Origin of the sequence: Streptomyces doebereineriae (assembly GCF_031845645.1) — a bacterium.
In the GTDB taxonomy this organism is placed as follows: domain Bacteria; phylum Actinomycetota; class Actinomycetes; order Streptomycetales; family Streptomycetaceae; genus Streptomyces; species Streptomyces canus.
In genome coordinates this window covers 381,066-406,574 of the sequence record NZ_JAVREZ010000007.1, presented here as the reverse complement: position 1 = coordinate 406,574, position 25,509 = coordinate 381,066, and the positions used below count along the sequence as shown (strand labels likewise).

Below are 25,509 nucleotides of genomic sequence, written 5' to 3'. Positions count from 1 at the left end.
GGCCGCTCAGGCAAGGGGGTTGGGCAGCTGGGTCCATCGGTCGCCCGGCGTCCCCGGTGACAGCCGCATCCAGGTCAACGCCTTCGCGGGCAGCGGCTGTTCGAGCAGCGCGGCCAGATCGGGCGTGCGCGGCAGCTGTCGTACGGCCGTCTCCAGCGCTCCTCGCAACGCCGCGGCCGAACCCGCCGTACCCGCGAGGGCTCCGGCCACCAGGGAGCCGAACAGTTTGCGCCGCAGGGTCGTCACGTCGTCCGTGACCAGCCGCCCGGACAGTGCGGGGACCGGGATGCCGTGCCGCGCGAGCCTGGCCGGGCTGATCCGGATGTCGGCCAGGTCCCGGTAGACCAGCCGCACCGGTGCGCCCGACTCGGACAGGACGACGAGGAGGTTCTGGCCGTGCGCCTCCAGGGCGATGCCGAACTCCAGCAGGCGCAGCCCGACCGTGAGGGACAATCGGGCGAACTCGGCAAGCCAGGCGGGGGATTCGGGCAGCTCGGTGGTGGCGAGGGCGGCCACCGGGAGGACCCGCTCCCCGTACACCTGAGGGGACTCGCGCAACACGGCGGCCAGGTCGGGGGAGTTGGCCGTCACCGCCCCCAGTGTGCGGGTGAAGTGCAGGAGGCCGTCCATGCGCTCCCCCACCGTCTCCGCGAACCGTGAGAGGGGCGCCGACATGCTGATCGAGTAGACGGAGATGTCCCGCACCGAGGACGTGAGCCGCGTGCTCAACGCGGTCTTGACGTGCTGTCCGTCGGGCAGGGCGAGGGTGCGCAGGGACATCAATGGATGTGCCTCGACGCCTTCGGTGACCAGCCGCTTCAGCACATGCTCCGACTGCCACGGATGCACCGGCAGCAATACCCGCTCCCCGTCCCGGAGGTGGGCCGGCCACGCGCCCGTCACCAGGCACTCGTCCGCCGGCACCGGCACCAACCCCAGTCGTACCAGCGGCCGGTGCTCGGGCCCGTAGGCCAGCTGCTCGGCCACCGAGAATCCCGGCCGGGAACGGCAGTTGGGGTGATACGGATGCCCGTCGACCACCCGCTGCTCCCACTCCCAGTCGCGCACCGGCCACGCTTGCGGGCCGGCGGGTTGTCCCGCCCTCGACAGTGCCAACGACGCGACACTGTCGGCGAGTTCAGCGGCGAAATCCGCACCGTGCGGAACGCCGAGCGCGGACATCAGGCGCGCCGGATCGTCGTGGGCGACCTCGTCGAGCTGCACGACGGTCGTGTGGGCGGCGGTGGCGAACGGGTCCGGGTGCGGGCCGTGCAGCCTGCGGCCGTCCCAGAGGCGCAGGGCGAGCCCCTCCCGGCCCGCCTCCCGGCCGGTGACCCAGGGCAGCGGCTCGTGCGCGAGCCCACGCCACAGCCGGGACAGCACGGCCGCGCGGGCGCCGGGCAGCTCGGCCGTGTACCGCGCCACGAGGTCGGGGCGCAGGACGGCCAGCTCTTCGGCGAAGTCGGCCTCGGCGGCGGAGGGACGGTGCACGGGCGGGCTCCTCGGGTACGACCGGTGTCACGGTGGGGCGGTGAGGACAGACATACTGATCGTCATCGCCCCAGATGAACCGTAGAGAACGAGTGGATCGCGTGGACCTCCCGCCCCCGCCGGCCGGCACCGACGTCGCGCACCGCGCCGACGCGTACGCCGCCGCACCCCTGCTCAACTGCCTGCTGCGCGAGGTGGCCGAGCCACTCCCGGAACCCGGTGACCGCCCGGTGTACCGGCTCCCCGGCGGGAGACTGCTCAGGGTGCGGGGCGACCGGCGGCCCGCCGAGCCCGAGGTGCACGCCGCGGACGGCTGGCGGCGCGTCGGCCATACCGAACTCGTGAAGCTCGTCGCCGAGGAACTGACCCGGCACACCGGAGTGTCCAACCACGAACTGCCCGCCGAGATGATCGACAGCCGGGACGCGGTGGCCGCCCTGCTCACCGCCCGGGACCGGGTCACAGCGCCCGGCGACCCGTATCTGCGCTCCGAGCAGTGCCTCGTGACCGGCCATCCGTACCACCCCGCGCCCAAGGCCCGCGGCGGCGGCCCCGTCGGCGCCTGGCTGCCGTACGCCCCCGAGGCCCATGCCCGGTTCCCGCTGGTCCTGCTCGGGCTGCGCGAGGACACCGTCGTAGAGGAGGGCGACACCTCGGCCCTCGACACACTGGGCGAGGCACCGCCCGGCTACCGGCTGCTGCCCGCCCACCCCTGGCAGCTCGACCTGGTGTCCTGCACCGAGGCCTTCGAGGACGGCAGGCTCATCCGGCTCGGCACGACCGGCTTCGAGACCTGGCCGACGGCGGCGGTCCGCACGGTGTACGCGCCCGCTCAGGATCTCTTCCTCAAGTTCAGTCTCGACGTCCGCATCACGAACGACATCCGCCGGCTCTGGCGCCACGACCTGCTCAAACTCCGCCGTACGGATGAAGCGGCCGCGCGCGCCTTCGCCGCGAGCCCCGGCTCGGGCGCCTGGTTGAGCGACTGCGGCTACCGCACCGCCGACTTCGCCTTCGAGGAACTCGCCGTCCTGGTCCGCGACGGCCTGCACGACCATGTGCGGCCCGGGGCGACCCCGCTGCTCGCCGCGGCCCTGGTGGAGGGCTTCGAGGGCAGCCCGCTCCACGCCACCGCGGATCCGGCGGCCTGGTGGGAGGCGTATCTGGGCGTGGTCGTCCCGCCCGCCCTCGCGGCCTTCGCCGACCACGGCGTCGTGCTCGAGGCGCATCTGCAGAACACCCTGGTCGCCGTGGACGCCGACGGCACACCCGTGCAGGCGCTGTTCCGGGACGCCGAGGGCGTGAAGCTGCTGGCGGACGTGTCGCGCGCGGCCGGCTGGGAGCGGCTGGTGTACTGCCTGGTCGTGAACCACCTGTGCGAGGTCGCCGCGGCCCTCGCCGAACGCCACCCCGGCTTTTCCCCCTGGCCCGCCGCCCGCCGGGAACTGGCCCGCCACGACCTCCCCGAAGCCGCCGCCCTGCTCACCGCGCCCACCCTCCCCGGCAAGACGAACCTGCTGCTGCGCTGGACGGGCGCGGACGGCGCGGACGCCCGTTACCTGCCGCTGCCGAATCCGCTGGCCGGGTGAGTGCTGACATACCCTGGCCGGTGTGCTGCGCGATGTGACTGCTGTTCGATACGTGACCCCGCTGAGGTCCGGGGGCTCCGTCCCCGGCGTCTTCGAGGCCGATGACCTGGGCACCTACGTCGTGAAGTTCACCGGTTCCGCGCAGGGCCGCAAGGCGCTGGTCGCCGAGGTGATCGTCGGTGAGCTGGCGCGGGCGCTGGGGCTGCGCTTTCCCGAGCTGGTCCTCGTGCACTTCGACCCGGAGATCGCCGACAGCGAGCCGCACCAGGAGGTGCGCGAACTCCACAGCGCCAGCGCGGGCCTCAACCTCGGCATGGACTACCTGCCCGGCGCCCGCGACTTCACCCCCGAGGTGGCCAGGACGTTCCCGGTCGACCCGGTGGAGGCCGGCCGGATCGTCTGGCTCGACGCGCTCACCGTGAACGTCGACCGTACGGTCCACAGCTCGAACCTGATGGTCTGGCCGACGTTGGGCATCGCACCCCCGCGTCTGTGGCTGATCGACCACGGCGCCGCGCTTGTCTTCCACCACCGCTGGGAGGCCACGGACCCGTCGAAGTCCTACGACTTCCGCCACCACGCCCTCGGTCACTACGGCCCGGACGTCCGCGCCGCCGACGCGGAACTGGCGCCCAAGGTCACTCTCGACGTCCTGCGCGAGGTCACGGCGGCCGTCCCCGACGCCTGGCTCACCGGCTTCGCGACCCCGGACGAGGCACGCGAGGCCTATGTGGCGTACCTCCACGCGCGCGTGCGGGCCTCCGAGGCCTGGCTGCCCACCGACTTTCCCACCCGGGAGGAACTCGCCGCCGAGGAGGCTCTCCGCGCGGCGAAGACACAGGAAGGCCGGCCCAAGTGGCTGAAGCGGGTCCCCGACCTGCACGGCAAACCGGCCGCGGAACAGGATTGGTCGGTGCACCTCGGATGACGGAGCTTTCTTCGGACTCCCGGCGGGTCGAGATCGAGTACTGCACCCAGTGCCGCTGGCTGCCGCGCGCGGCCTGGCTGGCACAGGAACTGCTCACGACCTTCGAGACCGAGCTGACGGAACTGGCCCTGAAGCCCGGCAAGGGCGGGATCTTCGTCGTCCGGGTCGACGACGAGGTCGTCTGGGACCGCCGCGAGCAGGGTTTCCCGGAGCCGACGGCGGTCAAGCAGGCCGTACGCGACCGAGTGGCCCCGGGGAAGTCCCTGGGCCACTCGGACAAGGTCTCGCAGGAGGATGTCAGCCCTTGAGCTGCTCGTACGCCGGCAGAGTGAGGAAGTCCGCGTAGTTGTCGTCGAGGGAGACCTGGAGCAGCAGGTCGTGGGCCTGCTGCCAGTGGCCGCCCGCGAAGGCCTCCTCGCCGATCTCCTGGCGGATGGCGGACAGTTCCTCGGCGGCGACCTTGCGGGCCAGCTCCGGGGTGGCGAGTTCACCGTTCTCGAACTCGACACCCGCGTTGATCCACTGCCAGATCTGCGAGCGGGAGATCTCCGCGGTGGCCGCGTCCTCCATGAGGTTGAAGATGGCGACCGCGCCGAGCCCGCGCAGCCAGGCCTCGATGTAACGGATACCGACCTGGACGGCGTTCACGAGGCCGTTGTACGTCGGCTTGGCCTCCAGCGAGTCGATCGCGATGAGGTCGGCCGCCTCGACGTGGACGTCCTCGCGCAGCCGGTCCTTCTGGTTCGGCTTGTCGCCGAGGACCTTGTCGAAGGACTCCAGGGCGATCGGGACCAGGTCGGGGTGGGCGACCCAGGAGCCGTCGAAGCCGTCGCCGGCCTCGCGGTCCTTGTCGGCGCGGACCTTCTCGAAGGCCACCTTGTTGACCTCGGCGTCCCGGCGGGACGGGATGAAGGCCGCCATGCCGCCGATCGCGTGCGCGCCGCGCTTGTGGCAGGTGCGGACGAGGAGTTCGGTGTACGCGCGCATGAACGGGGCCGTCATCGTGACCGCGTTGCGGTCCGGCAGGACGAACTTGGCGCCGCCGTCACGGAAGTTCTTGACGATGGAGAACAGGTAGTCCCAGCGGCCGGCGTTCAACCCCGAGGCGTGGTCGCGGAGTTCGTAGAGGATCTCCTCCATCTCGTAGGCCGCCGTGATCGTCTCGATGAGGACGGTGGCGCGGATGGTGCCCTGGGGGATGCCGGTGTACTCCTGCGCGAAGACGAACACGTCGTTCCAGAGGCGGGCCTCCAGGTGCGACTCCGTCTTCGGGAGGTAGAAGTACGGGCCCTTGCCGAGGTCCAGCAGACGCTGGGCGTTGTGGAAGAAGTACAGGCCGAAGTCGACAAGTGGGCCAGGGACCTGGGCGCCGTTCGCGTCGACCAGGTGGCGTTCGTTCAGGTGCCAGCCGCGCGGGCGCATGACGACCGTGGCGAGTTCCTCGTCGGCCTTGAGCGCGTACGACTTGCCGGACTTCTCATCCGTGAAGTCGATGTTCCGGGTGTACGCGTCGGCCAGGTTGACCTGCCCGAGGACAACGTTCTCCCAGGTCGGTGCCGAGGCGTCCTCGAAGTCCGCGAGCCACACCCTGGCGCCGGAGTTCAGGGCGTTGATGGTCATCTTGCGGTCGGTGGGGCCGGTGATCTCGACCCGGCGGTCGTCCAGGGCCGCGGGGGAGGGGGCCACCTTCCAGGAGTCGTCCGCGCGGATCGCGGCGGTCTCCGGGAGGAAGTCGAGCGTGGAGGTGCGGGCGATCTCGGCGCGGCGCTCGGCGCGGCGGGCGAGGAGTTCGTCACGCCGTGGCGTGAACCGGCGGTGCAGCTCGGCCACGAAGGCGAGGGCCGCCTCGGTGAGGACCTCCTCCTGCCGCGGCAGGGGCTCGGCGTCGACGATGGCCAGCGGGGACGGCGCTGGTGCGGACATGAGCTGTCACTTCCTTCAGCGGTGGCACCGGGTGCCAGTCGAACCGGGTACGCGAGCGGCGCCCCTCACGGGAGGCAGGACGCTTCTGAACAGTGGATACTAGTTTCCTCATCGTGGAAGTTCAATGGTTTGTTGATGTCGAGATTCTCCGAGTCGAGCCAATGTGGCGCTCAGTGCCAGTGTGCTCACTCAAGGTGCGTCAGGTCGGCCGTCGTGTCGATGTCGTAGGGCTCGGCCACGTCCGCGCACTCGACGAGCGTGATGGCGTCCTCGTGCTCCTTCAGATAGGCGCGTGCCCCCCGGTCCCCGGTCGCAGTCGCGCTGATCCCGGCCCAGTGCGCGGCGCCGAGGAGGACGGGATGGCCGCGTACCCCGTCGTAGGCCGCCGAGACGAGCGAGGTCTCGTCCTCGTACGCGGCGAGCACCCGGCGCACCGCCGCCGCCCCGATGCCGGGCTGGTCGACGAGCGAGACCAGCGCGGCCCGCGCTTTCGTTCCGGTGAGCGAGTCCAGCCCGGCCCGCAGTGAGGACCCCATGCCGTCGGCCCACTCCGGGTTCTCCACGAGTACGCAGTCACCGAGCTCCGCCCGTTCCCGTACGACCGCCGCGGCGGCCCCCAGGACCACGTGCACGCGGGTGCAGCCGGCCGCGCGCAGGACGCCGACCGCGTGTTCGACGAGCGGGCGGCCCCGGTGTTCGAGCAGCGCCTTGGGCCGCCCGCCGAGCCGTCGTCCGCCGCCCGCGGCCAGGAGGAGTCCGGCGACCTGCTGTTCGTTCTCCGTCATGCGTCCTGCATACCTGACGCGCCGGCGTGCGCCGGGTTTCCACGGGCTGAATTTCGGTCCGTACGGTGGCGCGCGGCGCCCTGCGTGGCGTTTACTGACCCGCGTCCCCAGGGGTCCGACCAACGCCGACGGGGCTTCACGGTGCTGGGCGCACGAAGGTGTGCGAGGGGGAGAGCTGTGTTGCGGAGCTTGGGACAGAGGCCAGTGACCGGCAGCGACAACGATCCGAGAGTGGCGGAACTACGGACCGCGGTGTCCCGGCTGCGCCGCGAACTCGCCGCGCACCCGGCCGAGTTCCCCGATCGGGGCATCGCCGAGGACGAACTCGCCGCGCTGGCCGCCATGACGAGCCACGGAACGCCCGAAATCCCGCGCCTGCGAAGGTCGTTGCTGCTGATCGCGGGGGCGATCGGATCGGTGAGCGCGCTGTCGCGGGGACTGACCGACGTACGCAACGCGGTGGAGTCGTTCAGGGAGCCGCGGCGCTAGGTCGGTGCGGGGCCGTCACCCCGGGTTCTGGCTGGCCAGTGCCTCCGACAGCTCCGAGGCGACCTGCTGGAGCACCGGGACGATCTTCTCCGTGGCCGCCTCCGTGACCCGCCCTGCCGGTCCGGAGATCGAAATGGCGGCGGCGGTGGGGGAGTTGGGCACCGAGACCGCGAGGCAGCGGACGCCGATCTCCTGCTCGTTGTCGTCGACCGCGTAGCCCTGGCCGCGCACCTCCTTGAGGGCCGCGAGGAAACCGTCCGGCGTGGTGATCGTCTTCTCCGTCGCGGCCGGCATGCCGGTCCTGGAGAGAAGGGCGCGGACCTCGTCGTCGGGGGTGTGGGCGAGCAGGGCCTTGCCGACGCCCGTGGAGTGCGGCAGGACGCGCCGACCGACCTCGGTGAACATCCGCATCGAGTGCTTCGAGGGCACCTGGGCGACGTAGACGATCTCGTCCCCGTCGAGCAGCGCCATGTTGGCCGTCTCGCCGGTCTCCTCGACCAGGCGGGCGAGGTAGGGGCGGGCCCAGGTGCCGAGCAGCCGGGAGGCCGACTCGCCGAGGCGGATCAGGCGCGGGCCGAGGGCGTAGCGCCGGTTGGCCTGCTGGCGGACGTATCCGCAGGAGACGAGGGTCCGCATCAGGCGGTGGATGGTGGGCAACGGCAGCCCGCTGCTCGCGGACAGTTCGCTCAGTCCGACTTCTCCGCCCGCGTCCGCCATCCGCTCCAGCAGATCGAAGGCGCGCTCGAGGGACTGGACCCCGCCGCCGGCGGACTTGGCGGAGTCGGTGGTGCTGGCGCTGGACGTCGGCACGGCGCGTTCCTTTCGGAGCTGCCTTTCGGGTCTGGGCAGGAGGGCAGAAGCCTACCCGGCAGTCGGTTGACTCCCCGCTGGTGCATAGCTACGTTCTGCTTGTTGGAATTCTAATTCCGCTTTGTGGAAACGTCCAGAGTGTCGGCACAGGGTGCACTGTGGGGAAGTGCGCCCTTGACGACGCACGACCGGGAGTGAAGACTCCTTCAACAGAAAGTTGAATTCCGTTACGCGGAAGTTAACGGCGGCAGAGAGGGGTCCGGGTGTCCGACACTGAACTGGTGCTGCGCTCCACGCGCGTCATCACACCCGAGGGGACGCGGGCCGCGTCGGTCGCGGTCGCCGGCGGGAGGATCACGGCCGTGCTGCCGTACGAGGCTTCCGTCTCCGGGAGCGCCCGCATGGAGGACCTCGGCGACGACGTCCTGCTGCCCGGCCTCGTCGACACCCATGTGCACGTCAACGACCCCGGCCGCACCGAGTGGGAGGGCTTCTGGACCGCCACGCGCGCGGCGGCGGCCGGTGGCATCACCACCCTCGTCGACATGCCGCTCAACTCCCTCCCGCCCACGACGACGGTCGACAACCTCCGTACCAAGCAGGCGGTCGCCGCCGACAAGGCCCACATCGACGTCGGCTTCTGGGGCGGCGCCCTGCCGGACAACGTCAAGGACCTGCGTCCGCTGCACGAGTCCGGTGTCTTCGGCTTCAAGGCGTTCCTGTCCCCGTCGGGTGTGGACGAGTTCCCGCATCTCGACCAGGACGGGCTCGCCCGGTCCCTGGCCGAGATCGCCTCCTTCGGCGGCCTGCTGATCGTGCACGCCGAGGACCCGCACCACCTGGAGGCCGCCCCCCAGCAGGCCGGTCCCAGGTACGCGGACTTCCTGGCGTCCCGTCCGCGCGACGCCGAGGATACGGCGATCGCCCAGCTCATCGCCCAGGCGAAGCGGCTGGACGCGCGCGTGCACGTGCTTCACCTGTCGTCGTCCGACGCCCTGCCGCTGATCGCCCGGGCCAAGGCGGAGGGCGTTCGCATCACGGTCGAGACCTGCCCGCACTACCTCACCCTCACCGCCGAGGAAGTCCCGGACGGCGCCAGCGAGTTCAAGTGCTGCCCGCCCATCCGTGAGTCCGCAAACCAGGACCTGCTGTGGCAGGCGCTGGCCGACGGCACGATCGACTGCGTGGTCACCGACCACTCGCCGTCCACGGCAGACCTGAAGACGGACGACTTCGCCACCGCGTGGGGCGGCATCTCGGGCCTTCAACTGAGTCTGGCGGCGGTCTGGACGGAGGCCCGGGGGCGCGGTCACTCGCTGGAGGACGTGGTCCGCTGGATGTCCGCGCGGACGTCCCAACTGGTCGGCCTGGACCGCAAGGGCGCCATCGAGGCCGGCCGCGACGCCGACTTCGCGGTCCTCGCGCCCGACGAGACCTTCACCGTGGACCCGGCGGCCCTCCAGCACCGCAACCGGGTCACGGCATACGCGGGCAAGACCCTGTCCGGCGTGGTGAAGTCGACCTGGCTGCGCGGCGAACGCATCGTGACGGACGGCGAGTTCACCGCTCCCAAGGGTCAACTGCTCACCCGTACGCCCTGATCCACCCGCACCGGCCCACTCCAGAAAGGCACATGTACGTGACGGCGATTCCCAGCTTCACCGGCGACGCGAACCCGTACGGCGGCGGTGACCCGTACGCGGACTACCGCACCGCCGACTTCCCCTTCACCCAGTACGCCAACCTCGCCGCACGGACGCTCGGCGCCGGAGTCATCGCCGCCAACGACGAGTTCTTCGCCCAGCGCGAGAACCTGCTGATGCCCGGGCGGGCCGAGTTCGACCCCGAGCACTTCGGGCACAAGGGCAAGATCATGGACGGCTGGGAGACGCGGCGCCGCCGGGGCGCCTCGGCCGAACACCCCTGGCCGACGGCGGAGGACCACGACTGGGCGCTGGTGCGCCTGGGCGCGCCCGGGGTCATCCGGGGGATCGTGGTCGACACGGCACACTTCCGCGGCAACTACCCGCAGGCGGTGTCGGTCGAAGGCGCATCCGTGGCAGGCTCCCCGTCCCCCGAGGAACTGCTGGGCGACGACGTGAAGTGGACGACGCTCGTTCCGCGGACGCCGGTCGGCGGCCATGCGGCGAACGGCTTCTCCGTGTCGCTGGAACAGCGCTTCACGCACCTGCGGGTCAACCAGCACCCCGACGGCGGCATCGCCCGCCTGCGCGTGTACGGCGAGGTCGTCCCGGACCCCGCGTGGCTGGAGATCCTCGGCACCTTCGACGTGGTCGCCCTGGAGAACGGCGGCCAGGCGGAGGACGCGTCCAACCTCTTCTACTCGCCGGCGTCGAACACCATCCAGCCGGGGCGCTCCCGCAAGATGGACGACGGCTGGGAGACCCGCCGCCGTCGTGACCAGGGGAACGACTGGATCCGCTACCGGCTGGTGGCCCAGTCCCAGATCCGCGCGATCGAGATCGACACGGCGTATCTGAAGGGGAACAGTGCGGGCTGGGCATCGGTGTCCGTCCGCGACGGCGAGGACGGCGACTGGCAGGAGATCCTCCCGTGCACGCGCCTCCAGCCCGACACGAACCACCGCTTCGTGCTGCCGACGCCTGCGGTGGGCACGCACGCGCGCGTGGACATCTTCCCGGACGGGGGGATCTCGCGACTGCGGTTGTTCGGCTCGCTGACGGAGGGCGGCGCGACGACGCTGTCGGCGAGGCACCAGGAGCTCGGCGGCTGAGCGGGGCCCTCCCCCCGGGGGACCCCGGGGGGAGAGGCGGCGGGAGCGAGAAGCAGGCGGCTACCTCACGCCGCGTGCCCCCCGTCCACCGAGAACTCCGCGCCGGTGACGTACGCCGCGTCCGCCAGATACGCCACCATCGACGCCACTTCCTCCGCCGTCCCGAACCGCCCCACCGCGGTCATCGCGGCCTGTCCCGCCGCGAACGGCCCGTCCGCCGGGTTCATGTCGGTGTCCGTGGGCCCGGGATGCACGATGTTCGCCGTGATCCCCCGCGGTCCCAGCTCACGCGCGAGGGCCTTCGTCAGCCCGGTCAACGCCGACTTGCTCGTCGCGTACAGGGTCCCGCCCGGACCCGGCACCCGCTGGGTCATACAGCTGCCGATCGTGATGATGCGCCCCCCGTCCCGCATCCGCGCGGACGCCGCCTGAGAGGCCAGAAACACCCCGCGCACGTTGACGGCCAGCACCCGGTCGACCTCCGCGAGGGACAGTTCGCCCAGCGGACCGAGCACCCCCACGCCCGCGTTGTTCACCAGCACATCCAGCCCACCGAGCGCCTCCGCCGTACGGAGAACCGCCCCCGCCGCGTCCTCCGCGTCCGCGGAGTCCGCCCGCAGGGCGACGGCCCGCCGCCCCAGCGCCTCGACCCGCCGTACGACGTCCGAGGCCGCCTCCTTGCCGTCCACGTACGTCAGGGCCACATCCGCGCCCTCTCGCGCCAGCCGCACCGCGGTTGCCGCACCGATCCCCCGGCTGCCCCCGGTGACGAGCGCGACCTTGCCGTTCAGAGTTCCGTAAGTCGTTGTCATGACACCCATCCCACCGGCGCGGACCCGGAATCGCTGGCGGCGCTCGGACACCGACCTCAGCACCGGTCGGTCAGCGCGCGTCCCGCACCGAAGTCATGGACGTCCAGAACTCGTTCCACAGTTTCGCCCAACGGATCGAAGACCTCCGCAGCCAGTCCTGATCCATGCCGTGCCCCCTCGCGTGAAGGCTCCGGGCCGCAGGTTAACTTCCCGAAAACTCATCGGACTTGACGGGAAAATCTCCTGAGTTGTCATTGACATGCCACTGTCTACGCGCGTCATCATGAGGGCATGAGATTCCCCCCACGGATCACTAGCATCGGCGCCGCGGCCGCGGTCCTGTCCGCTCTCCTCGTCGGCGGCGCCGTCACCGCCACCCCGGCGGCCGCCGCGGTCGGCAGCATCTGTTACAGCGACCTGCCTTCCCAGGCGTACGACACCCTGGACCTCATCGAGCAGGGCGGCCCCTACCCCTACTCGCAGGACGGCGTCGTCTTCCAGAACCGCGAAGGCGTCCTGCCGAGCCAATCGACCGGCTACTACCACGAGTACACGGTCATCACGCCCGGATCCTCCACGCGCGGAGCTCGCCGGATCGTCACCGGTGAGAAGACCCAGGAGGACTACTACACGGCCGACCACTACGACACGTTCGACCTGGTCGACTACGGCTGCTGAGCCCCCACCCGGCAGCCCGGAGAACGGTGCGACCGGCCGAAGGTCCGGCGGCGTTCAGCCGGACCTCCGGCTCTCGGCGGCGGCGAACAGCGCGAACGCCAGCACGATCAGGGCGACGCTCGCGTAGACCTCGTAGCCGTCGAGGAAACCGATGCGCTGGACGAGGCCGACGTGCCAGTCGGTGAACTCGTGCAGCAGACCCGCCCCGCCCTGCACCAGCGCGAGAAAACCGAGCAGTTCCAGCAGTTGCTTCATGGATGGACCCTCGCCCCGCGGACCCCCCACGGACATCGGCCGCGGGGCGAGCCTCCTCCCGCGAAAGCATCGGAACCATGCGGCCGCCCGCGCCGAAAGTCTGAGGTGTCGCGACTTTGGTCGCGGATGCCGTCCACGGACGGGTGCGGCGGGCCCGCGCTGCGTAGATTTGTCGACCGTGAGCGAAGACAAGACGGTTCCCGAGCCTCCGGCCTTCCCCGGCCGACGCTGGTTGCTGCCGTCCGCGGTGATCCACGAGTTCGACCCGTCCGCCGTTCGGCCCGGACGGCGGCCACGGCGTACCGCGCGCGACTGGATCGTCGACTTCTCCTGCTTCCTCCTGGCCGTCCTGATCGGCATGATCGCCGCGGACGCGGTGGGCAACAACCCCCATGTGTCGCACACCGCGGCCACCCTCGACCAGCTGCTCGGCGCGCTCGCCTGCGCCGCCGTGTGGCTGCGCCGCCGCTGGCCGTTCGGCCTCGCCCTGGCCACGATCCCGCTCGGGCTGCTCTCGGACACCGCCGGCGGCGCCTGCATGATCGCCGTCTTCACCCTCGCCGTGCACCGCCCCTTCCGGTACGTCGCCTGGGTGGGCGGCATCAACATCGCCGTGGCCCCACTCACCTTCCGGCTGCGGCCCGACGCGGACCTGCCGTACCTCGTCTCGGTCGTCCTCTCCGTGGTGCTGGTCGCCGCGATCGTCGGCTGGGGCCTGCTGGTGCGGGCGAAACGGCAGCTCATGTTCAGCCTGCGTGACCGCGCCCGGCGCGCCGAGACCGAGGCGCGACTGCGGGCCGAGCAGGCGCAGCGGCTCGCCCGCGAGGCCATCGCGCGCGAGATGCACGACGTCCTCGCGCACCGGCTGACGCTGCTGAGTGTCCATGCGGGTGCCCTGGAGTTCCGGCCGGACGCGCCCCAGGAGGAGGTCGCGCGGGCGGCCGGTGTCATCCGGGAGAGCGCGCACGAGGCGCTCCAGGATCTCAGGGAGATCATCGGGGTGCTGCGGGCGGCGGACCACGACGACACGGGCCGACCCCAGCCGACCCTCGCCGCGCTGGACACACTGGTCGCCGAGTCCCGCGAGGCCGGCATGAAGGTCATCCTCGACAGTCGCGTGGCCGAGCCCGCCGCCGTGCCCGCGTCCGTGGGCCGCACCGCCTACCGCATCGCCCAGGAGAGCCTCACCAACGCCCGCAAGCACGCCCCGGGCACGGAGGTCACGGTCACCGTCACCGGCGGCCCGGGCGAGGGCCTCGTCGTGACCGTGCAGAACCCCGCGCCCGAGGGAGAGGTGCCGCACGTCCCCGGCTCGGGACAGGGCCTGATCGGCCTCACCGAGCGCGCCACGCTCGCCGGCGGCCGGCTGGAGTACGGGGCGGAGCCGGACGGCGCGTTCGGGGTACGGGCGTGGCTGCCGTGGGGGTGACGTTCCTTGCTGTCGTCGGTGGTGCAACTCGCCCGGCCACAAGGGTGATTGCGCCCTGCCTCCGCGTGATTACGTAGGCCCATGACTGCGATCAGAGTGCTCCTCGTCGACGACGACCCCCTCGTGCGGGCCGGCCTGTCCCTGATGATGGGCGGCGCCGAGGACATCGAGATCGTCGGAGAGGCGGCGGACGGCACCGAGGTCGAGGCGGCCGTGGACCGGACCCGCCCGGACGTCGTCCTCATGGACATCAGAATGCCGTCGGTGGACGGCCTCACGGCCACGGAACGGCTGCGCGGCCGCCCCGACGCCCCCCAGGTCGTGGTCCTGACCACCTTCCACGCCGACGAGCAGGTCCTGCGCGCCCTGCGCGCGGGCGCCGCCGGTTTCGTCCTCAAGGACACTCCGCCCGCCGAGATCCTCGCCGCCGTACGACGGGTCGCGGCCGGCGACCCCGTTTTGTCGCCCACCGTCACCCGCCAGCTGATGGAGCACGCGGCCGGCACCGCCGCCGACACCCGACGGGCACGCGCGCGTGAGCGCGTCGCCGCCCTCAACGACCGCGAACGCGAGGTCGCCGTCGCCGTCGGCCAGGGCCTGTCCAACGCCGAGATCGCCGCCGCCCTCTACATGAGCGTCGCCACGGTCAAGACCCACGTCTCCCGGGTGCTGGCCAAGCTCGACCTCAACAACCGGGTGCAGATCGCGTTGTTGGCGTACGACGCGGGACTGCTGGAACAGTCCGCGGAATCCGAGCCGGACGGGCACTAGGCGCGGTCACGGGGCGTTGACAGTGTGAAGGGGGAGTCCATGACCGAAGCAGTGATCGATCTCGGGGAGTACGGCGACGCGTTCCGTGTCGACCCGCACCCCGTGTACGCCGAGTTGCGCGGCCTCGGCCCGGTGCACCGGGTGCGACCGCCCGGCTCCGACGCCGGCTACTCGACCTGGCTCGTCGTCGGGCACGAGGAGGCGCGCGCGGCACTCGCCGATCCGAGGCTGTCCAAGGACGGCCGCAGAATCGGCGCGGTGTTCCACGACGAGGAGCTGATCGGCCGCCATCTGCTGGGCAGCGACCCGCCCGAGCACACCCGGCTGCGCGGACTCGTCTCCCGCGCCTTCACCATGCGCCGGGTCGAGCAACTGCGGCCCAGGATCCAGGAGATCACCGACGACCTCCTCGATGCGATGCTGCCGCACGGCCGCGCCGACCTGGTGCAGTCCCTCGCCTACCCGCTGCCGATCACCGTCATCTGCGAGCTCCTCGGCGTACCCGAGATGGACCGCACGGAGTTCCGGAAGCTGTCCACGGAGGTGGTGGCACCCACCAGCGCGGAGAGTTCGTACGACGCCGTCCTGCGCCTCGGCGAGTACCTGACGGAGCTCATCGAGGACAAGCGGTGCGCCGGACCGAGCGACGACCTGCTCGGCGACCTCATTCGCACCACCGCCGAGGACGGCGACCGGCTCTCTCCGTCGGAACTGCGCGGCATGGCCTTCCTGCTGCTGATCGCGGGCCACGAGACCACGGTCAACCTCATCACCAACGGCGTGCACGCCCTGCTCTCCCATCCGGACCAACTCGCCGCCCTGCGCGCCGACATGAGCCTCATCGACGGCGCGGTCGAGGAGACGCTGCGCTATGAGGGCCCGGTGGAGAACGCCACGTTCCGGTTCGCCGCCGAGCCCCTGGAGATAGCGGGACGGGCCATAGCCAAGGGCGACCCGGTGATGGTCTGCCTGAGCGCGGCCGACCGCGACGACTCCCGTTACCCGGCGCCGGACCGCTTCGACATCCGCCGCGACCCCCGCGGCCACCTCGCTTTCGGCCACGGCATCCACTACTGCCTGGGCGCCCCGCTGGCCCGCCTGGAGGCCCGCACGGCGATCCGGACCCTGCTGGACAGTGCCCCGGCCCTCGCGCTCGCCGGGCCCGCGGGGGAGTGGCTGCCGGGAATGCTGATCAGAGGAGTGCGGAGCCTGCCGGTGCGGTGGTAGGGCTGGGCGGGGCTGTTGGTGGGTGTGCTGGAGTGAAGGTCGATCGGGCGTGACGGGTTCAGAACGCGGCCGCGCTCGCGCCGCCCGGGATCTCCGCCAGCCGCACGGCCCTGCGCTCGCGCCGGGACACCTCGCAGGCCTCGGCGACCCGTAGCGCCTGCAACGCCTCGCGCCCGTCGCAGGGGTTCGCTCTCTCGCCCCGGACCACCTCGATGAACGCGGCCAGCTCGGCCTCGTAGGCCGGACCGAAGCGCTCCAGGAACCCCGTCCACGGTTTGTCCGCCGCGGGCGGCCCCGTGGGCTCGGTGGACGCGATGGGCGTACGGTCGTCCAGGCCCACCACGACCTGGTCGAGCTCCCCGGCGAGCTCCATGCGCACGTCGTACCCGGCCCCGTTGAGCCGTGTCGCCGTGGCCGTCGCGAGGGTCCCGTCGTCGAGGGTCAGCAGGACCGCCGCGGTGTCGACGTCCCCCGCGGCCCGGAACATCGGCGGACCGGCGTCGGACCCGGCCGCGTACACGTCGACGATCTCGTGCCCGGTCACCCAGCGCAGGATGTCGAAGTCGTGGATCAGGGTGTCCCGGTACAGCCCGCCGGACAGCGGCAGCCACTCGACCGGCGGCGGCGCCTGGTCGGAGGTCAGCGCCCGCACGGTGTGCAGCCGTCCGAGCCGTCCCGAGCGCACCGCCTCGCGCGCGCCCGTGTAGCCCGCGTCGAAGCGGCGCTGGAAGCCCATCTGGAGAACCGTCCCGGCGGTCTCCACCTCGGCGATGGCGTGCAGCGTGCCGGGCAGGTCGAGTGCGATGGGCTTCTCGCAGAACACCGGCAGTCCCGAGCGCGCCGCCCGGCCGATCAGCTCGGCATGGGCCGAGGTCGCCGTAGTGATCACCACGGCGTCCACGCCCCACTTGAAGATCTCGTCGACGCCCGGGGCAGCGGTCTCCCCGAGGCGGTGCGCGAGCTCCTGGGCCCGTGCGCCGTCCGCGTCCGTGAGGATTAAGGAGCCGACCTCCCGATGGCGGCTGAGCGTGTTCGCATGAATGGTGCCGATGCGGCCCGTCCCTATGACCCCGATGCGCATGTGAACAAAGTGTGGTCGGGAACCCCCTGCTGTCAATCTGTATGTCCGGACAATCTGACTACACGACTTCCCGTCAACAACGCACGGAGCTACGCTCGGGCCCGTGCCGAAACCAGGAGTGGACCCGACCGTGACGCTCGAGCTCAGTGTGGACCGCAGCAGCCCCGTGCCGTTGTACTTCCAGCTGTCCCAGCAGTTGGAGGCCGCGATCGAGCACGGGACGCTCACCCCCGGCAGCCTGCTGGGCAACGAGATCGAGCTCGCCGCCCGGCTCGGCCTGTCCCGGCCCACCGTGCGCCAGGCCATCCAGTCGCTCGTCGACAAGGGCCTGCTGGTCCGGCGCCGCGGAGTCGGCACCCAGGTCGTGCACAGCCAGGTCAAGCGCCCCCTGGAGCTCAGCAGCCTCTACGACGACCTGGAGGCGGCCGGTCAGCGCCCCGCGACCAAGGTCCTCGTCAACACCGTCGTCTCCGCCACCGCCGAGATCGCCGCGGCGCTGGGCGTCGCCGAGGGCAGCGACGTGCACCGGGTGGAACGCTTGCGCATGGCCCACGGCGAGCCGATGGCGTACCTCTGCAACTACATTCCCCCGGCCCTCCTGGACCTGGACACCGCCCAGCTGGAGGCCACCGGCCTGTACCGCATGATGCGCGCGGCCGGCATCACCCTGCACAGCGCCCGCCAGTCCATCGGCGCGAGAGCGGCCACGCAGGCGGAGGCGGAACGCCTCGCCGAGGAGGCGGGCGCTCCCCTGCTCACCATGCAACGCGTCACGTTCGACGACACGGGCCGAGCGGTGGAGTACGGCACCCACACATACCGGCCGACGCGCTACTCATTCGAATTCCAGCTACTGGTGCGCCCGTAAGGGGCGCGGGGACGGCGCGACCAGCCACGAACCACCCGCACCCGGCATGACGCGCGCTCCCCGTCGCTCCCCCGTTCGGCACCGACCCGGGGGGTGCGGCAGAATCAACGCCGATGAGCACCTACGGCAACTTCAGCGCCCCCATAGGCTCCCGCCGCGCCCCCGCCCTGCGGACCGTCGGCACGCGGGAACGCCGCTCACACCTGACCGCACCCCGCGTGCCGACGGTGGGCATCGACATCGGCGGCACCAAGGTCATGGCGGGTGTCGTCGACGCCGACGGCAACATCCTGGAGAAGGTCCGCACCGAGACCCCGGACAAGTCCAAGAGCCCCAAGGTCGTCGAGGACACCATCGTCGAACTGGTCCTGGACCTGTCCGACCGCCACGACGTGCACGCGGTCGGCATCGGCGCGGCCGGCTGGGTCGACGCCGACCGCAACCGCGTGCTGTTCGCCCCCCACCTGTCCTGGCGCAACGAGCCGCTGCGCGACCGCATCGCCGGGCGCCTCGCGGTCCCCGTCCTGGTGGACAACGACGCGAACACCGCCGCCTGGGCCGAGTGGCGTTTCGGCGCAGGGCGTGGCGAGGACCACCTCGTCATGATCACGCTCGGCACCGGCATCGGCGGCGCGATCCTGGAGGACGGCCAGGTCAAGCGCGGCAAGTACGGTGTCGCCGGCGAGTTCGGTCACATGCAGGTGGTCCCCGGCGGCCACCGCTGCCCGTGCGGCAACCGCGGCTGCTGGGAGCAGTACAGCTCCGGCAACGCGCTGGTCAGGGAGGCCAGGGAGCTGGCCGCCGCGGACTCCCCGGTGGCGTACGGGATCATCGAGCACGTCAAGGGCAACATCGCCGACATCACCGGTCCGATGATCACCGAGCTGGCCCGTGACGGCGACGCGATGTGCATCGAGCTGCTCCAGGACATCGGCCAGTGGCTCGGCGTCGGCATCGCGAACCTCGCGGCCGCCCTGGACCCGTCCTGCTTCGTCATCGGCGGCGGCGTCAGCGCGGCCGACGACCTGCTGATCGGCCCCGCGCGGGACGCCTTCAAGCGCCAGCTCACCGGCCGCGGCTACCGTCCCGAGGCCCGCATCGCCCGCGCCCAGCTCGGCCCCGAGGCCGGCATGGTCGGCGCCGCCGACCTCGCCCGCCTGGTCGCCCGCCGCTTCCGGCGTGCCAACCGGCGCCGGGTGGAGCGGCACGAGCGCTACGAACGGTACGTGGAGGCCCGCCGCACGTCCCGGGACACCGCATGACGGCATCCTTGCCACACCAGGCCTCGGCGCCCCCCGGCGGGCCGGAGCGGCCCCCCGAGGACCGCCGTCACAAGATCCGCCGCCGGGCGATCACGCTGCTCATCATCGGTCTGCTCATCGGCGTCCCGGCCGGCTATCTGGTGATCTCCGCCAACCAGAGCCGGGACAGCGGCAAGGACAAGGAGGCGAAGTACTCGGCCACGGGCCTCACGCCCGGCTGGCCGTCCAAGGTCCAGCGCCGCCTCTACCAGGTGCCGGTCCCGCACCCCGCGGACCTGGTCGCCTCCTACGAGACCAACAACTGGAAGACCAGCCGCCTCTACGTCAAGTTCCGGACGACCGACGCCGGTCTGGCCGCCTTCCTCACCGGCATGGGTGTCAGCCGCGCCGACCTGAAGAAGGGCGACATCTCCATCAGCGAACGCGACCAGAAGGTCAGCGGCTGGCGGTTCGACGGACCGCGCTCCTGGTGGGGGCTGAGCCACTCCCAGAAGGACCCGGCGCCCACGCAGGACGTCATGGTCAACCTGACCGTGCCGAACGCCCCGAAGGTGTACGTCGTCTCGCGCACGGTTCCCTGATCCCGTCGCCGGAGCCGATTGTCAGACCTCGCCCGTAGAGTCGAAGACGAGTGATCCGACATGCGGGCGGGAGGTGACAGGACGTATGAGCGACAGCGCCGTGGTGGCCGAGCGCACGGGCGAGCAGCAGAGGGCGGCCGTTCCTGTCCGGCTCGCAGCCGTCTTCCTGCCCGCACCACTTCCCCGTGAGGGGCGGATCGCCTTCTGGGATCCCGAAGGCGCGCCCCTGCCGGCCGAGAGCCCCGAGGCCGAGGCCGACGCCGCGTCGCTCGAGCGCACCGAGCTCACTGTCGTACGACCGCACGGAGCGGGAGTCCGACGTCGCACCGCCCCCGCCCTCTCGCTCCCGGTCGGCGCGGCCCTTCCCCTGCTGGTCCGGGCCCGGCGCGATCCCGCCGCCCATCCCGCCACAGCCTGCTGGGGCGCGGCCGCCCTCCACGCGCTGCGGCTCACCGTCCGCGGCCGCCTGCTGCCCGGACTCACCGCCACCGGCCACGACGCCTGGCGGGCCGGACCGCTGGACCCGGACGACATCGCCCACCTCCGCGCCGTCGCGGCCGCCCTGCCCCACGAGGGCCACGCGGTCCCGCTGCCCGGCCCCGGCCCGCTCCGGCTGCCGGAACCGGAAGCACTGATGCGCTCCTTCCTGGACGCGGTCGCCGACACCCTGCCCCGCACCCGCGCCGCGCCGTTCGCCTCCGGCAAGCCCTTCGCGGCCCGCGCACCGCAGCGGCTGCCGCACGCCCACGACTGGGCCGCGGAGGTCGCCGCCGGGATGGACGCGGGCGTGCGGATCTCGCTCCGCCTGGACCTGTCGGCGTACAACCTGTTCAACGCCGACGCCGACGGTGCGCGCAGCGCGGGCGCCGCGATCGTCCAGGTGCACAGCCTCGCCGACCCGACCCTCGTGGCCGACGCGGCGGCCCTGTGGGCGGGGGACGCCGACGCCGTCTTCGGACCACGCGCACGCGTCGACGCGGCCCTCGCGGTGCGGCGCGCCGCCCGGGTGTGGCCGCCCCTGGACCGGCTTGCCGAGCAGGACGTCCCCGATGTACTGGCCCTGTCCGACGGGGAGTTGGGCGACCTGCTCGGCGTGGCGGCGCCCCGGCTCGCGGCTGCCGGAGTCGCGGTGCACTGGCCGCGGGACCTGGCCCAGGACCTCACCGCGGCGGCGGTGGTACGACCCGCGCCGGGCTCGGCGACCGACGGCACCGGCTTCTTCGAGAGCGAGGAACTCCTCCAGTTCCGCTGGCAGTTGGCGCTCGGCGGCGACCCGCTCAGCGAGGCCGAGATGGACGCGCTGGCCGAGGCCCACCGCCCCGTCGTACGCCTCAGGGACCAGTGGGTGCTGGTCGACCCCGCCCTCGTCCGCAAGGCCCGCAAGCGTGAACTGGGCCTGCTCGACCCGGTCGACGCGCTCTCCGTCGCCCTCACCGGCAGCGCCGAGGTCGACGGAGAGACGGTGGAGGCGGTGCCGGCCGGCGCGCTCGCCGCCCTGCGTGACCGCCTGACGACCGGCGTCCACCCCGCCGAACCGCCCGCGGGCCTGCACGCCACCCTCCGCGACTACCAACTCCGCGGCCTGGCCTGGCTGGACCTCATGACCTCCCTGGGCCTCGGCGGCTGCCTCGCCGACGACATGGGACTCGGCAAGACGATCACCGTCATCGCCCTCCACCTGCGCCGGGCGCGCCGCGAGCCGACCCTCGTCGTCTGCCCGGCCTCGCTCCTGGGCAACTGGCAGCGGGAGATCACCCGGTTCGCGCCCGGCGTCCCGGTCCGCCGCTTCCACGGCACGGACCGCAGCCTGGACGACCTGGACGGCGGCTTCGTCCTCACCACGTACGGCACCATGCGGGCGGCGGCGGTGAGGCTGGCCGAGCAGCGCTGGGGCATGGTGGTGGCGGACGAGGCCCAGCACGTGAAGAACCCGTACTCGGCGACCGCGAAGGCCCTGCGCACGATCCCGTCGCCCGCGCGCGTGGCCCTGACCGGCACACCGGTCGAGAACAACCTCTCCGAACTGTGGGCACTGCTCGACTGGACGACCCCCGGACTCCTCGGCCCCCTGAAGTCCTTCCGCGCCCGCCACGCGCGCGCGGTGGAGAACGGCGAGGACGAGGAGGCGGTGACCAGGCTGGCGAGACTGGTGCGGCCCTTCCTCCTGCGCCGCAAGAAGTCCGACCCCGGGATCGTCCCCGAGCTGCCGCCCAAGACGGAGACGGACCATCCGGTCCCCCTCACGCGCGAACAGGCCTCGCTGTACGAGGCGGTGGTGCGCGAGTCGATGCTGGCGATCGAGACGGCGGAGGGCATCGCGCGCAGGGGCCTGGTGCTGAAGTTGCTGGGGGCGCTGAAGCAGATCTGCGACCACCCCGCGCTGTATCTGAAGGAGGAGGTCCCGCCGACGGCCGGCGAGCGGCTGGTCGCCCGCTCGGGCAAACTCGCCCTGCTGGACGAGCTGTTGGACACCCTGCTGGCCGAGGACGGCTCCGCGCTCGTCTTCACGCAGTACGTGGGGATGGCCCGTCTGATCACCGCCCACCTCGCCGCCCGCGCGGTCCCGGTGGACCTGCTGCACGGCGGTACGCCGGTTCCGGAGCGCGAGCGCATGGTGGACCGTTTCCAGAGCGGCGCGATTCCGGTCCTCGTCCTGTCGTTGCGGGCGGCGGGCACCGGCCTCAACCTCACCCGCGCGGGCCATGTCGTCCACTTCGACCGCTGGTGGAACCCGGCCGTCGAGGAACAGGCCACCGATCGCGCCTACCGCATCGGCCAGACCCAGCCCGTCCAGGTCCACCGCCTCATCACCGAGGGCACGGTGGAGGACCGTATCGCCGAGATGCTCGAGTCCAAGCGCGCTCTCGCCGACGCGATCCTCGGCTCCGGCGAGTCCGCCCTCACGGAACTCACCGACCGCGACCTGTCCGACCTGGTCTCTCTCCGGAGGCCGTCATGACCCCCGGCCCCGCCGACGAGGCCCGCCGTGCCCTGCGAGCGGCACGGGAGCGGGCGGGCCGGGAGGGGACGGAGGACGCGGGCGGGCAGACGGTCACCGGGGCGCACGGCGGGGAAGCGCAGGAGGCGGGCGGCTCTGCGGTGCAGGGGACGGAGGGCCCCGCTGCCGAGGGGGTCGGTGGCTTCGCGGTGCGGGGCGCGGGGGGCCATGAGGGCGACGGGGTCGGAGGTCCCGCGGCGAAGGACGCCGATGGTCTCGTGGCCGAAGGGGTGAACCGCTCGGAGGCCGGGAGTGCGGCTCACCGGGCGCACGCGGATGCCGATGAGCCAGGGACACCCGGCGATCAGGACCCGGAGGGCGCGGCGCCCGAGAACGCCGTGCCCGACCCGGCCCCGCCCGAGTCCCGCCCAGCCGACGCGGCCCGCGCGGCCCTACGGGGAGCCGTCGCGGCCCGGAGTGCCCCGAGTGCGGATACGGACGTCGACTCGGGTCGGCTTGAAGCGGGTGTTCCCTCCGTGGCTTCCGCCGACTCCCCGGGTGCGGAAACGCAAGTCGCCGAGCCGGCTCCGCCTGCCCCGGCTGTCCACGACGCCGCGCCCGCGCGTCCCGAGGCGCGCCCTGCGGATGCCGCCCGTGAAGCGCTGCGTGAGGCACGCAAGAGGCGGGCGGCCGCCGATGCCGCCGAGGCCGCACTCGCGGGTCGGCCGCGTCGTACCACCCCGGCCGCATCCCGCGACGCAAGCCCCGCACCGCGTCCAGCCGCCGGCGCCCGGGCGCGTGATGTACGGGAGTTGCTGGCCGACGCGTTCCGGATGCCCGACGATGTGGATCTGCCGGGGGAGGACCCAGAGACCAACGACGGTATGCGGCAGGGGAGTTACGTTCCACGGCCACCCGCTGCCGACGACAGCTCTCCGAGCACCGGCAACCGAACCGGCACGGCTCCGTCGGGCCCGCCCGGCGACGCCCCCACGGACACCGGCATTGACCAGAACTGGCTCCTCCCGGCACCCGCACCCGCGCCGACCCCGGCCTCCCCACAACGCCCCCACTCCATGGCCGCCCCCAACCGGGACAACGACCTGCGTCGCACCTTCCCCGCCTTCCCTCCCCGGACTTCCGAGGACGCCCGGTTCGCCGCCACCTGGTGGGGCAACGCCTGGGTCTCCGCGCTGGAGGAGGGCGCGCTGGACGCCAAGCGGCTTGCGCGCGGCCGGAGTTATGCCGAGCAGGGGCATGTGGACGCGATCACCGTGACGCCGGGGCTGGTGCTCGCCTATGTCCAGGGAAGCCGCCCCCGGCCGTACCGCGTGCAGGTGCGGCTGCGGACGCTCGGCGATGCCGACTGGGACCGGTTCCTGGACCTCGCCGCCGACCGGACCGGACACATCGCCGCACTCCTCGACAAGGAGATGCCTCAGGCGCTGGCCGAGTGCGGAGTGCCGTTGCTCCCCGGTCCGGGCGACCTCGAACCGCAGTGCAGCTGCCCCGACCGCGGTCACCCCTGCAAGCACGCCGCCGCCCTCTGCTACCAGACGGCACGCCTGCTCGACGCCGATCCCTTCGTCCTGCTCCTGCTGCGCGGCCGGGGCGAACGGGAACTGCTGGACGCCCTGTCCCGCCTCAGCGCCGCCCGCGCGGCCCGTGCCGCCCAGGAACAGGAACCGGCGCCACTGCCCGGCGTACGGGCCAGTGAAGCCCTCGCGCCCCGCCGACTCCCGCCGCTTCCGGCCCCGTTGCCCGCCCCCGCGCACCCCGAGCAGCCCCCGGCCTACCCCGCGTCCCCGGGCGGCCCCGACCCCTTCGCCCTGGACCAGCTGGCCACCGACGCCGCCGCCCGCGCCCACGCTCTGCTCGGCACCGGCCGCGATCCGGTGGGCGAACTCACCCTGTGGCAGGACGCGGTACGCCTCGCCGCCGCCCGCCCCGGTTCCGGCCTCACCGCCGGCACCCGAGCCCTCTACGCCTCCCTCGCCGCAGCCACCGACCGCACCCCGGCCGATCTGGCCCGCGCGGTCGCCGCCTGGAGACAGGGCGGGATCGAAGGACTCGCCGTCCTCGAAGAACCCTGGGACCCACCGGCCGGCCGCTTCGACCGCGCCCGCCCCCTCCTCCTCGCCGCCGACCTCCCCGCTTTCCGCCCCTGGCACAACCACCTCACCCATCCGCGCGGCCACATCCAACTCCGCCTCGGCCGCGACGGCCTGTGGTACGCCTACGAGTCCGAACCGGGCCACGACGACTGGTGGCCCCGCGGCACCCCCGACCTCGACCCGGTCGGCGCCCTCACAGGCCTGGGCACACCGACCGACCTCTGACCCGACCGACGCCCACGCCCCGGGCCCCCGGACGACTCGTCCCCATGTCTGGACCCTCCCACTCGACCACCCCCGGAGCCGACCGCTGTGTGGGTCAGGGGCACCGTCTCACCCGACTACAGCGGAATTGGCCCTCCATCGTTCCTGCCCGTGGGTCCGCGCCCGGTCCGCCCCATCCGGCCGCATCCGGAACGGCGCTCGTCCGTTCCGGTCGCAGGGGACGGGACTTTCTCGGGCGAGTTCGATGCCGCGGGTGAGGGCATTGCGGGCCCAAGACGTCGGTCAGGGACACCGTCCCACCGGGCCACACCCAGGTCGGCCCCCGTCTCGCCTGTCCCGCTCCCTCTCCGACCGCGCGCCTGATCGAGACCCGGCTCGACCGATGCCCCGCACGTGCCCGGCCCGGCCGCCCGCGTCCTGACACCTGCGGCCCGACTTCCGCAGACGGATCCACAGGATCGAGGGATCGACGGTGCCCACAGACCGCGGACCGCCCCC

At 72.3% G+C, this 25,509-nt stretch carries 22 protein-coding genes; 15 read left to right on the top strand and 7 right to left on the bottom strand.

Annotated features, from left to right (window positions below; genetic code table 11):
- Window positions 1–6: 6 nt before the first annotated feature.
- On the bottom strand, window positions 7–1,491 hold the full coding sequence (locus RNB18_RS22765; protein WP_311715938.1) for an IucA/IucC family protein: 1,485 nt from the start codon (window positions 1,489–1,491) through the stop codon (window positions 7–9).
- A 92-nt stretch (window positions 1,492–1,583) separates the two neighbouring features.
- Here RNB18_RS22765 and RNB18_RS22760 point away from each other — a divergent pair, with 92 nt between their 5' ends.
- Genes RNB18_RS22760 through RNB18_RS22750 form a run of 3 tightly spaced genes read left to right on the top strand, consistent with a single transcriptional unit; the run spans window position 1,584 to window position 4,316 of the window.
- Window positions 1,584–3,080 carry an IucA/IucC family protein gene (locus RNB18_RS22760; RefSeq protein WP_394817651.1) on the top strand — a complete coding sequence of 499 codons (1,497 nt, stop codon included), beginning with the start codon at window positions 1,584–1,586 and terminating at the stop codon, window positions 3,078–3,080.
- A gap of 22 nt (window positions 3,081–3,102) precedes the next feature.
- Window positions 3,103–4,008: a HipA family kinase gene (locus RNB18_RS22755; protein ID WP_311715936.1), complete on the top strand. Its 906-nt coding sequence runs from the start codon at window positions 3,103–3,105 to the stop codon at window positions 4,006–4,008.
- Complete coding sequence (locus tag RNB18_RS22750; RefSeq protein WP_311715935.1) at window positions 4,005–4,316, top strand: SelT/SelW/SelH family protein; 312 nt, start codon at window positions 4,005–4,007, stop codon at window positions 4,314–4,316. The genes RNB18_RS22755 and RNB18_RS22750 overlap by 4 nt, the downstream gene beginning before the upstream one ends.
- Here the strand turns inward: RNB18_RS22750 and aceB are convergent.
- Together aceB and RNB18_RS22740 are read right to left on the bottom strand one after the other, a co-directional pair.
- The gene (aceB, locus tag RNB18_RS22745) at window positions 4,306–5,931 is read right to left on the bottom strand and encodes a malate synthase A (protein WP_311715934.1); all 1,626 of its coding nucleotides are present in this window, start codon (window positions 5,929–5,931) and stop codon (window positions 4,306–4,308) included. The genes RNB18_RS22750 and aceB overlap by 11 nt on opposite strands.
- 185 nt (window positions 5,932–6,116) lie before the next feature.
- Window positions 6,117–6,716 (bottom strand): nucleotidyltransferase family protein, encoded by a 600-nt coding sequence (locus tag RNB18_RS22740; protein WP_311715933.1) that lies wholly within the window; start codon window positions 6,714–6,716, stop codon window positions 6,117–6,119.
- Window positions 6,717–6,893: 177 nt separating this feature from the next.
- Between RNB18_RS22740 and RNB18_RS22735 the strand changes: the two genes are divergently transcribed.
- The gene (locus tag RNB18_RS22735) at window positions 6,894–7,205 is read left to right on the top strand and encodes a DUF5955 family protein (RefSeq protein WP_311715932.1); all 312 of its coding nucleotides are present in this window, start codon (window positions 6,894–6,896) and stop codon (window positions 7,203–7,205) included.
- A gap of 15 nt (window positions 7,206–7,220) precedes the next feature.
- Here the strand turns inward: RNB18_RS22735 and RNB18_RS22730 are convergent, their stop codons facing one another.
- Complete coding sequence (locus tag RNB18_RS22730; protein ID WP_311715931.1) at window positions 7,221–8,015, bottom strand: IclR family transcriptional regulator; 795 nt, start codon at window positions 8,013–8,015, stop codon at window positions 7,221–7,223.
- 263 nt (window positions 8,016–8,278) lie between these two features.
- Here RNB18_RS22730 and allB point away from each other — a divergent pair, with 263 nt between their 5' ends.
- Both allB and alc read left to right on the top strand, forming a co-directional pair.
- Window positions 8,279–9,616 (top strand): allantoinase AllB, encoded by a 1,338-nt coding sequence (allB, locus tag RNB18_RS22725; protein WP_311715930.1) that lies wholly within the window; start codon window positions 8,279–8,281, stop codon window positions 9,614–9,616.
- 38 nt (window positions 9,617–9,654) lie between these two features.
- Entirely contained in the window at window positions 9,655–10,770 is a 1,116-nt protein-coding gene (gene alc, locus RNB18_RS22720; protein WP_311715929.1) for an allantoicase, read from the top strand.
- A gap of 65 nt (window positions 10,771–10,835) precedes the next feature.
- Here alc and RNB18_RS22715 read toward each other — a convergent pair whose 3' ends face one another.
- A complete protein-coding gene (locus RNB18_RS22715; protein WP_311715928.1) occupies window positions 10,836–11,591 on the bottom strand; it encodes an SDR family oxidoreductase in 756 nt (251 codons plus the stop codon).
- A 282-nt stretch (window positions 11,592–11,873) separates the two neighbouring features.
- On the opposite strand from RNB18_RS22715, the gene RNB18_RS22710 reads away from it, so the two are divergent.
- Complete coding sequence (locus RNB18_RS22710) at window positions 11,874–12,260, top strand: ribonuclease domain-containing protein (RefSeq protein ID WP_311715927.1); 387 nt, start codon at window positions 11,874–11,876, stop codon at window positions 12,258–12,260.
- A 54-nt stretch (window positions 12,261–12,314) separates the two neighbouring features.
- Here the strand turns inward: RNB18_RS22710 and RNB18_RS22705 are convergent, their stop codons facing one another.
- Window positions 12,315–12,515 (bottom strand): hypothetical protein, encoded by a 201-nt coding sequence (locus tag RNB18_RS22705; RefSeq protein WP_311715926.1) that lies wholly within the window; start codon window positions 12,513–12,515, stop codon window positions 12,315–12,317.
- Window positions 12,516–12,684: 169 nt separating this feature from the next.
- Here RNB18_RS22705 and RNB18_RS22700 point away from each other — a divergent pair, with 169 nt between their 5' ends.
- The 3 genes from RNB18_RS22700 (at window position 12,685) to RNB18_RS22690 (ending at window position 15,942) form a co-directional block, all read left to right on the top strand.
- On the top strand, window positions 12,685–13,944 hold the full coding sequence (locus RNB18_RS22700) for a sensor histidine kinase (protein WP_311715925.1): 1,260 nt from the start codon (window positions 12,685–12,687) through the stop codon (window positions 13,942–13,944).
- A gap of 81 nt (window positions 13,945–14,025) precedes the next feature.
- Window positions 14,026–14,715, top strand: coding sequence for a response regulator transcription factor (locus RNB18_RS22695; RefSeq protein WP_311715924.1), 690 nt, complete (start codon window positions 14,026–14,028; stop codon window positions 14,713–14,715).
- Window positions 14,716–14,754: 39 nt separating this feature from the next.
- Window positions 14,755–15,942 carry a cytochrome P450 family protein gene (locus tag RNB18_RS22690; RefSeq protein ID WP_311715923.1) on the top strand — a complete coding sequence of 396 codons (1,188 nt, stop codon included), beginning with the start codon at window positions 14,755–14,757 and terminating at the stop codon, window positions 15,940–15,942.
- Between the two features lie 58 nt (window positions 15,943–16,000).
- Here RNB18_RS22690 and RNB18_RS22685 read toward each other — a convergent pair whose 3' ends face one another.
- Complete coding sequence (locus tag RNB18_RS22685; RefSeq protein WP_311715922.1) at window positions 16,001–17,023, bottom strand: Gfo/Idh/MocA family protein; 1,023 nt, start codon at window positions 17,021–17,023, stop codon at window positions 16,001–16,003.
- Window positions 17,024–17,153: 130 nt separating this feature from the next.
- On the opposite strand from RNB18_RS22685, the gene RNB18_RS22680 reads away from it, so the two are divergent.
- From RNB18_RS22680 to RNB18_RS22660, 5 genes are all read left to right on the top strand, one after another.
- Window positions 17,154–17,891: a GntR family transcriptional regulator gene (locus tag RNB18_RS22680; protein WP_311716029.1), complete on the top strand. Its 738-nt coding sequence runs from the start codon at window positions 17,154–17,156 to the stop codon at window positions 17,889–17,891.
- A gap of 113 nt (window positions 17,892–18,004) precedes the next feature.
- A complete protein-coding gene (locus RNB18_RS22675) occupies window positions 18,005–19,153 on the top strand; it encodes an ROK family glucokinase (RefSeq protein ID WP_031051879.1) in 1,149 nt (382 codons plus the stop codon).
- Window positions 19,150–19,734, top strand: a complete 585-nt coding sequence (locus RNB18_RS22670) for a sugar kinase (protein WP_311715921.1) — start codon at window positions 19,150–19,152, stop codon at window positions 19,732–19,734. Before RNB18_RS22675 ends, RNB18_RS22670 begins: the two co-directional genes overlap by 4 nt.
- An 85-nt stretch (window positions 19,735–19,819) precedes the next feature.
- On the top strand, window positions 19,820–22,693 hold the full coding sequence (locus tag RNB18_RS22665; protein ID WP_311715920.1) for an SNF2-related protein: 2,874 nt from the start codon (window positions 19,820–19,822) through the stop codon (window positions 22,691–22,693).
- Window positions 22,690–25,011 carry an SWIM zinc finger family protein gene (locus tag RNB18_RS22660; RefSeq protein WP_311715919.1) on the top strand — a complete coding sequence of 774 codons (2,322 nt, stop codon included), beginning with the start codon at window positions 22,690–22,692 and terminating at the stop codon, window positions 25,009–25,011. The genes RNB18_RS22665 and RNB18_RS22660 overlap by 4 nt, the downstream gene beginning before the upstream one ends.
- Window positions 25,012–25,509: the final 498 nt, after the last annotated feature.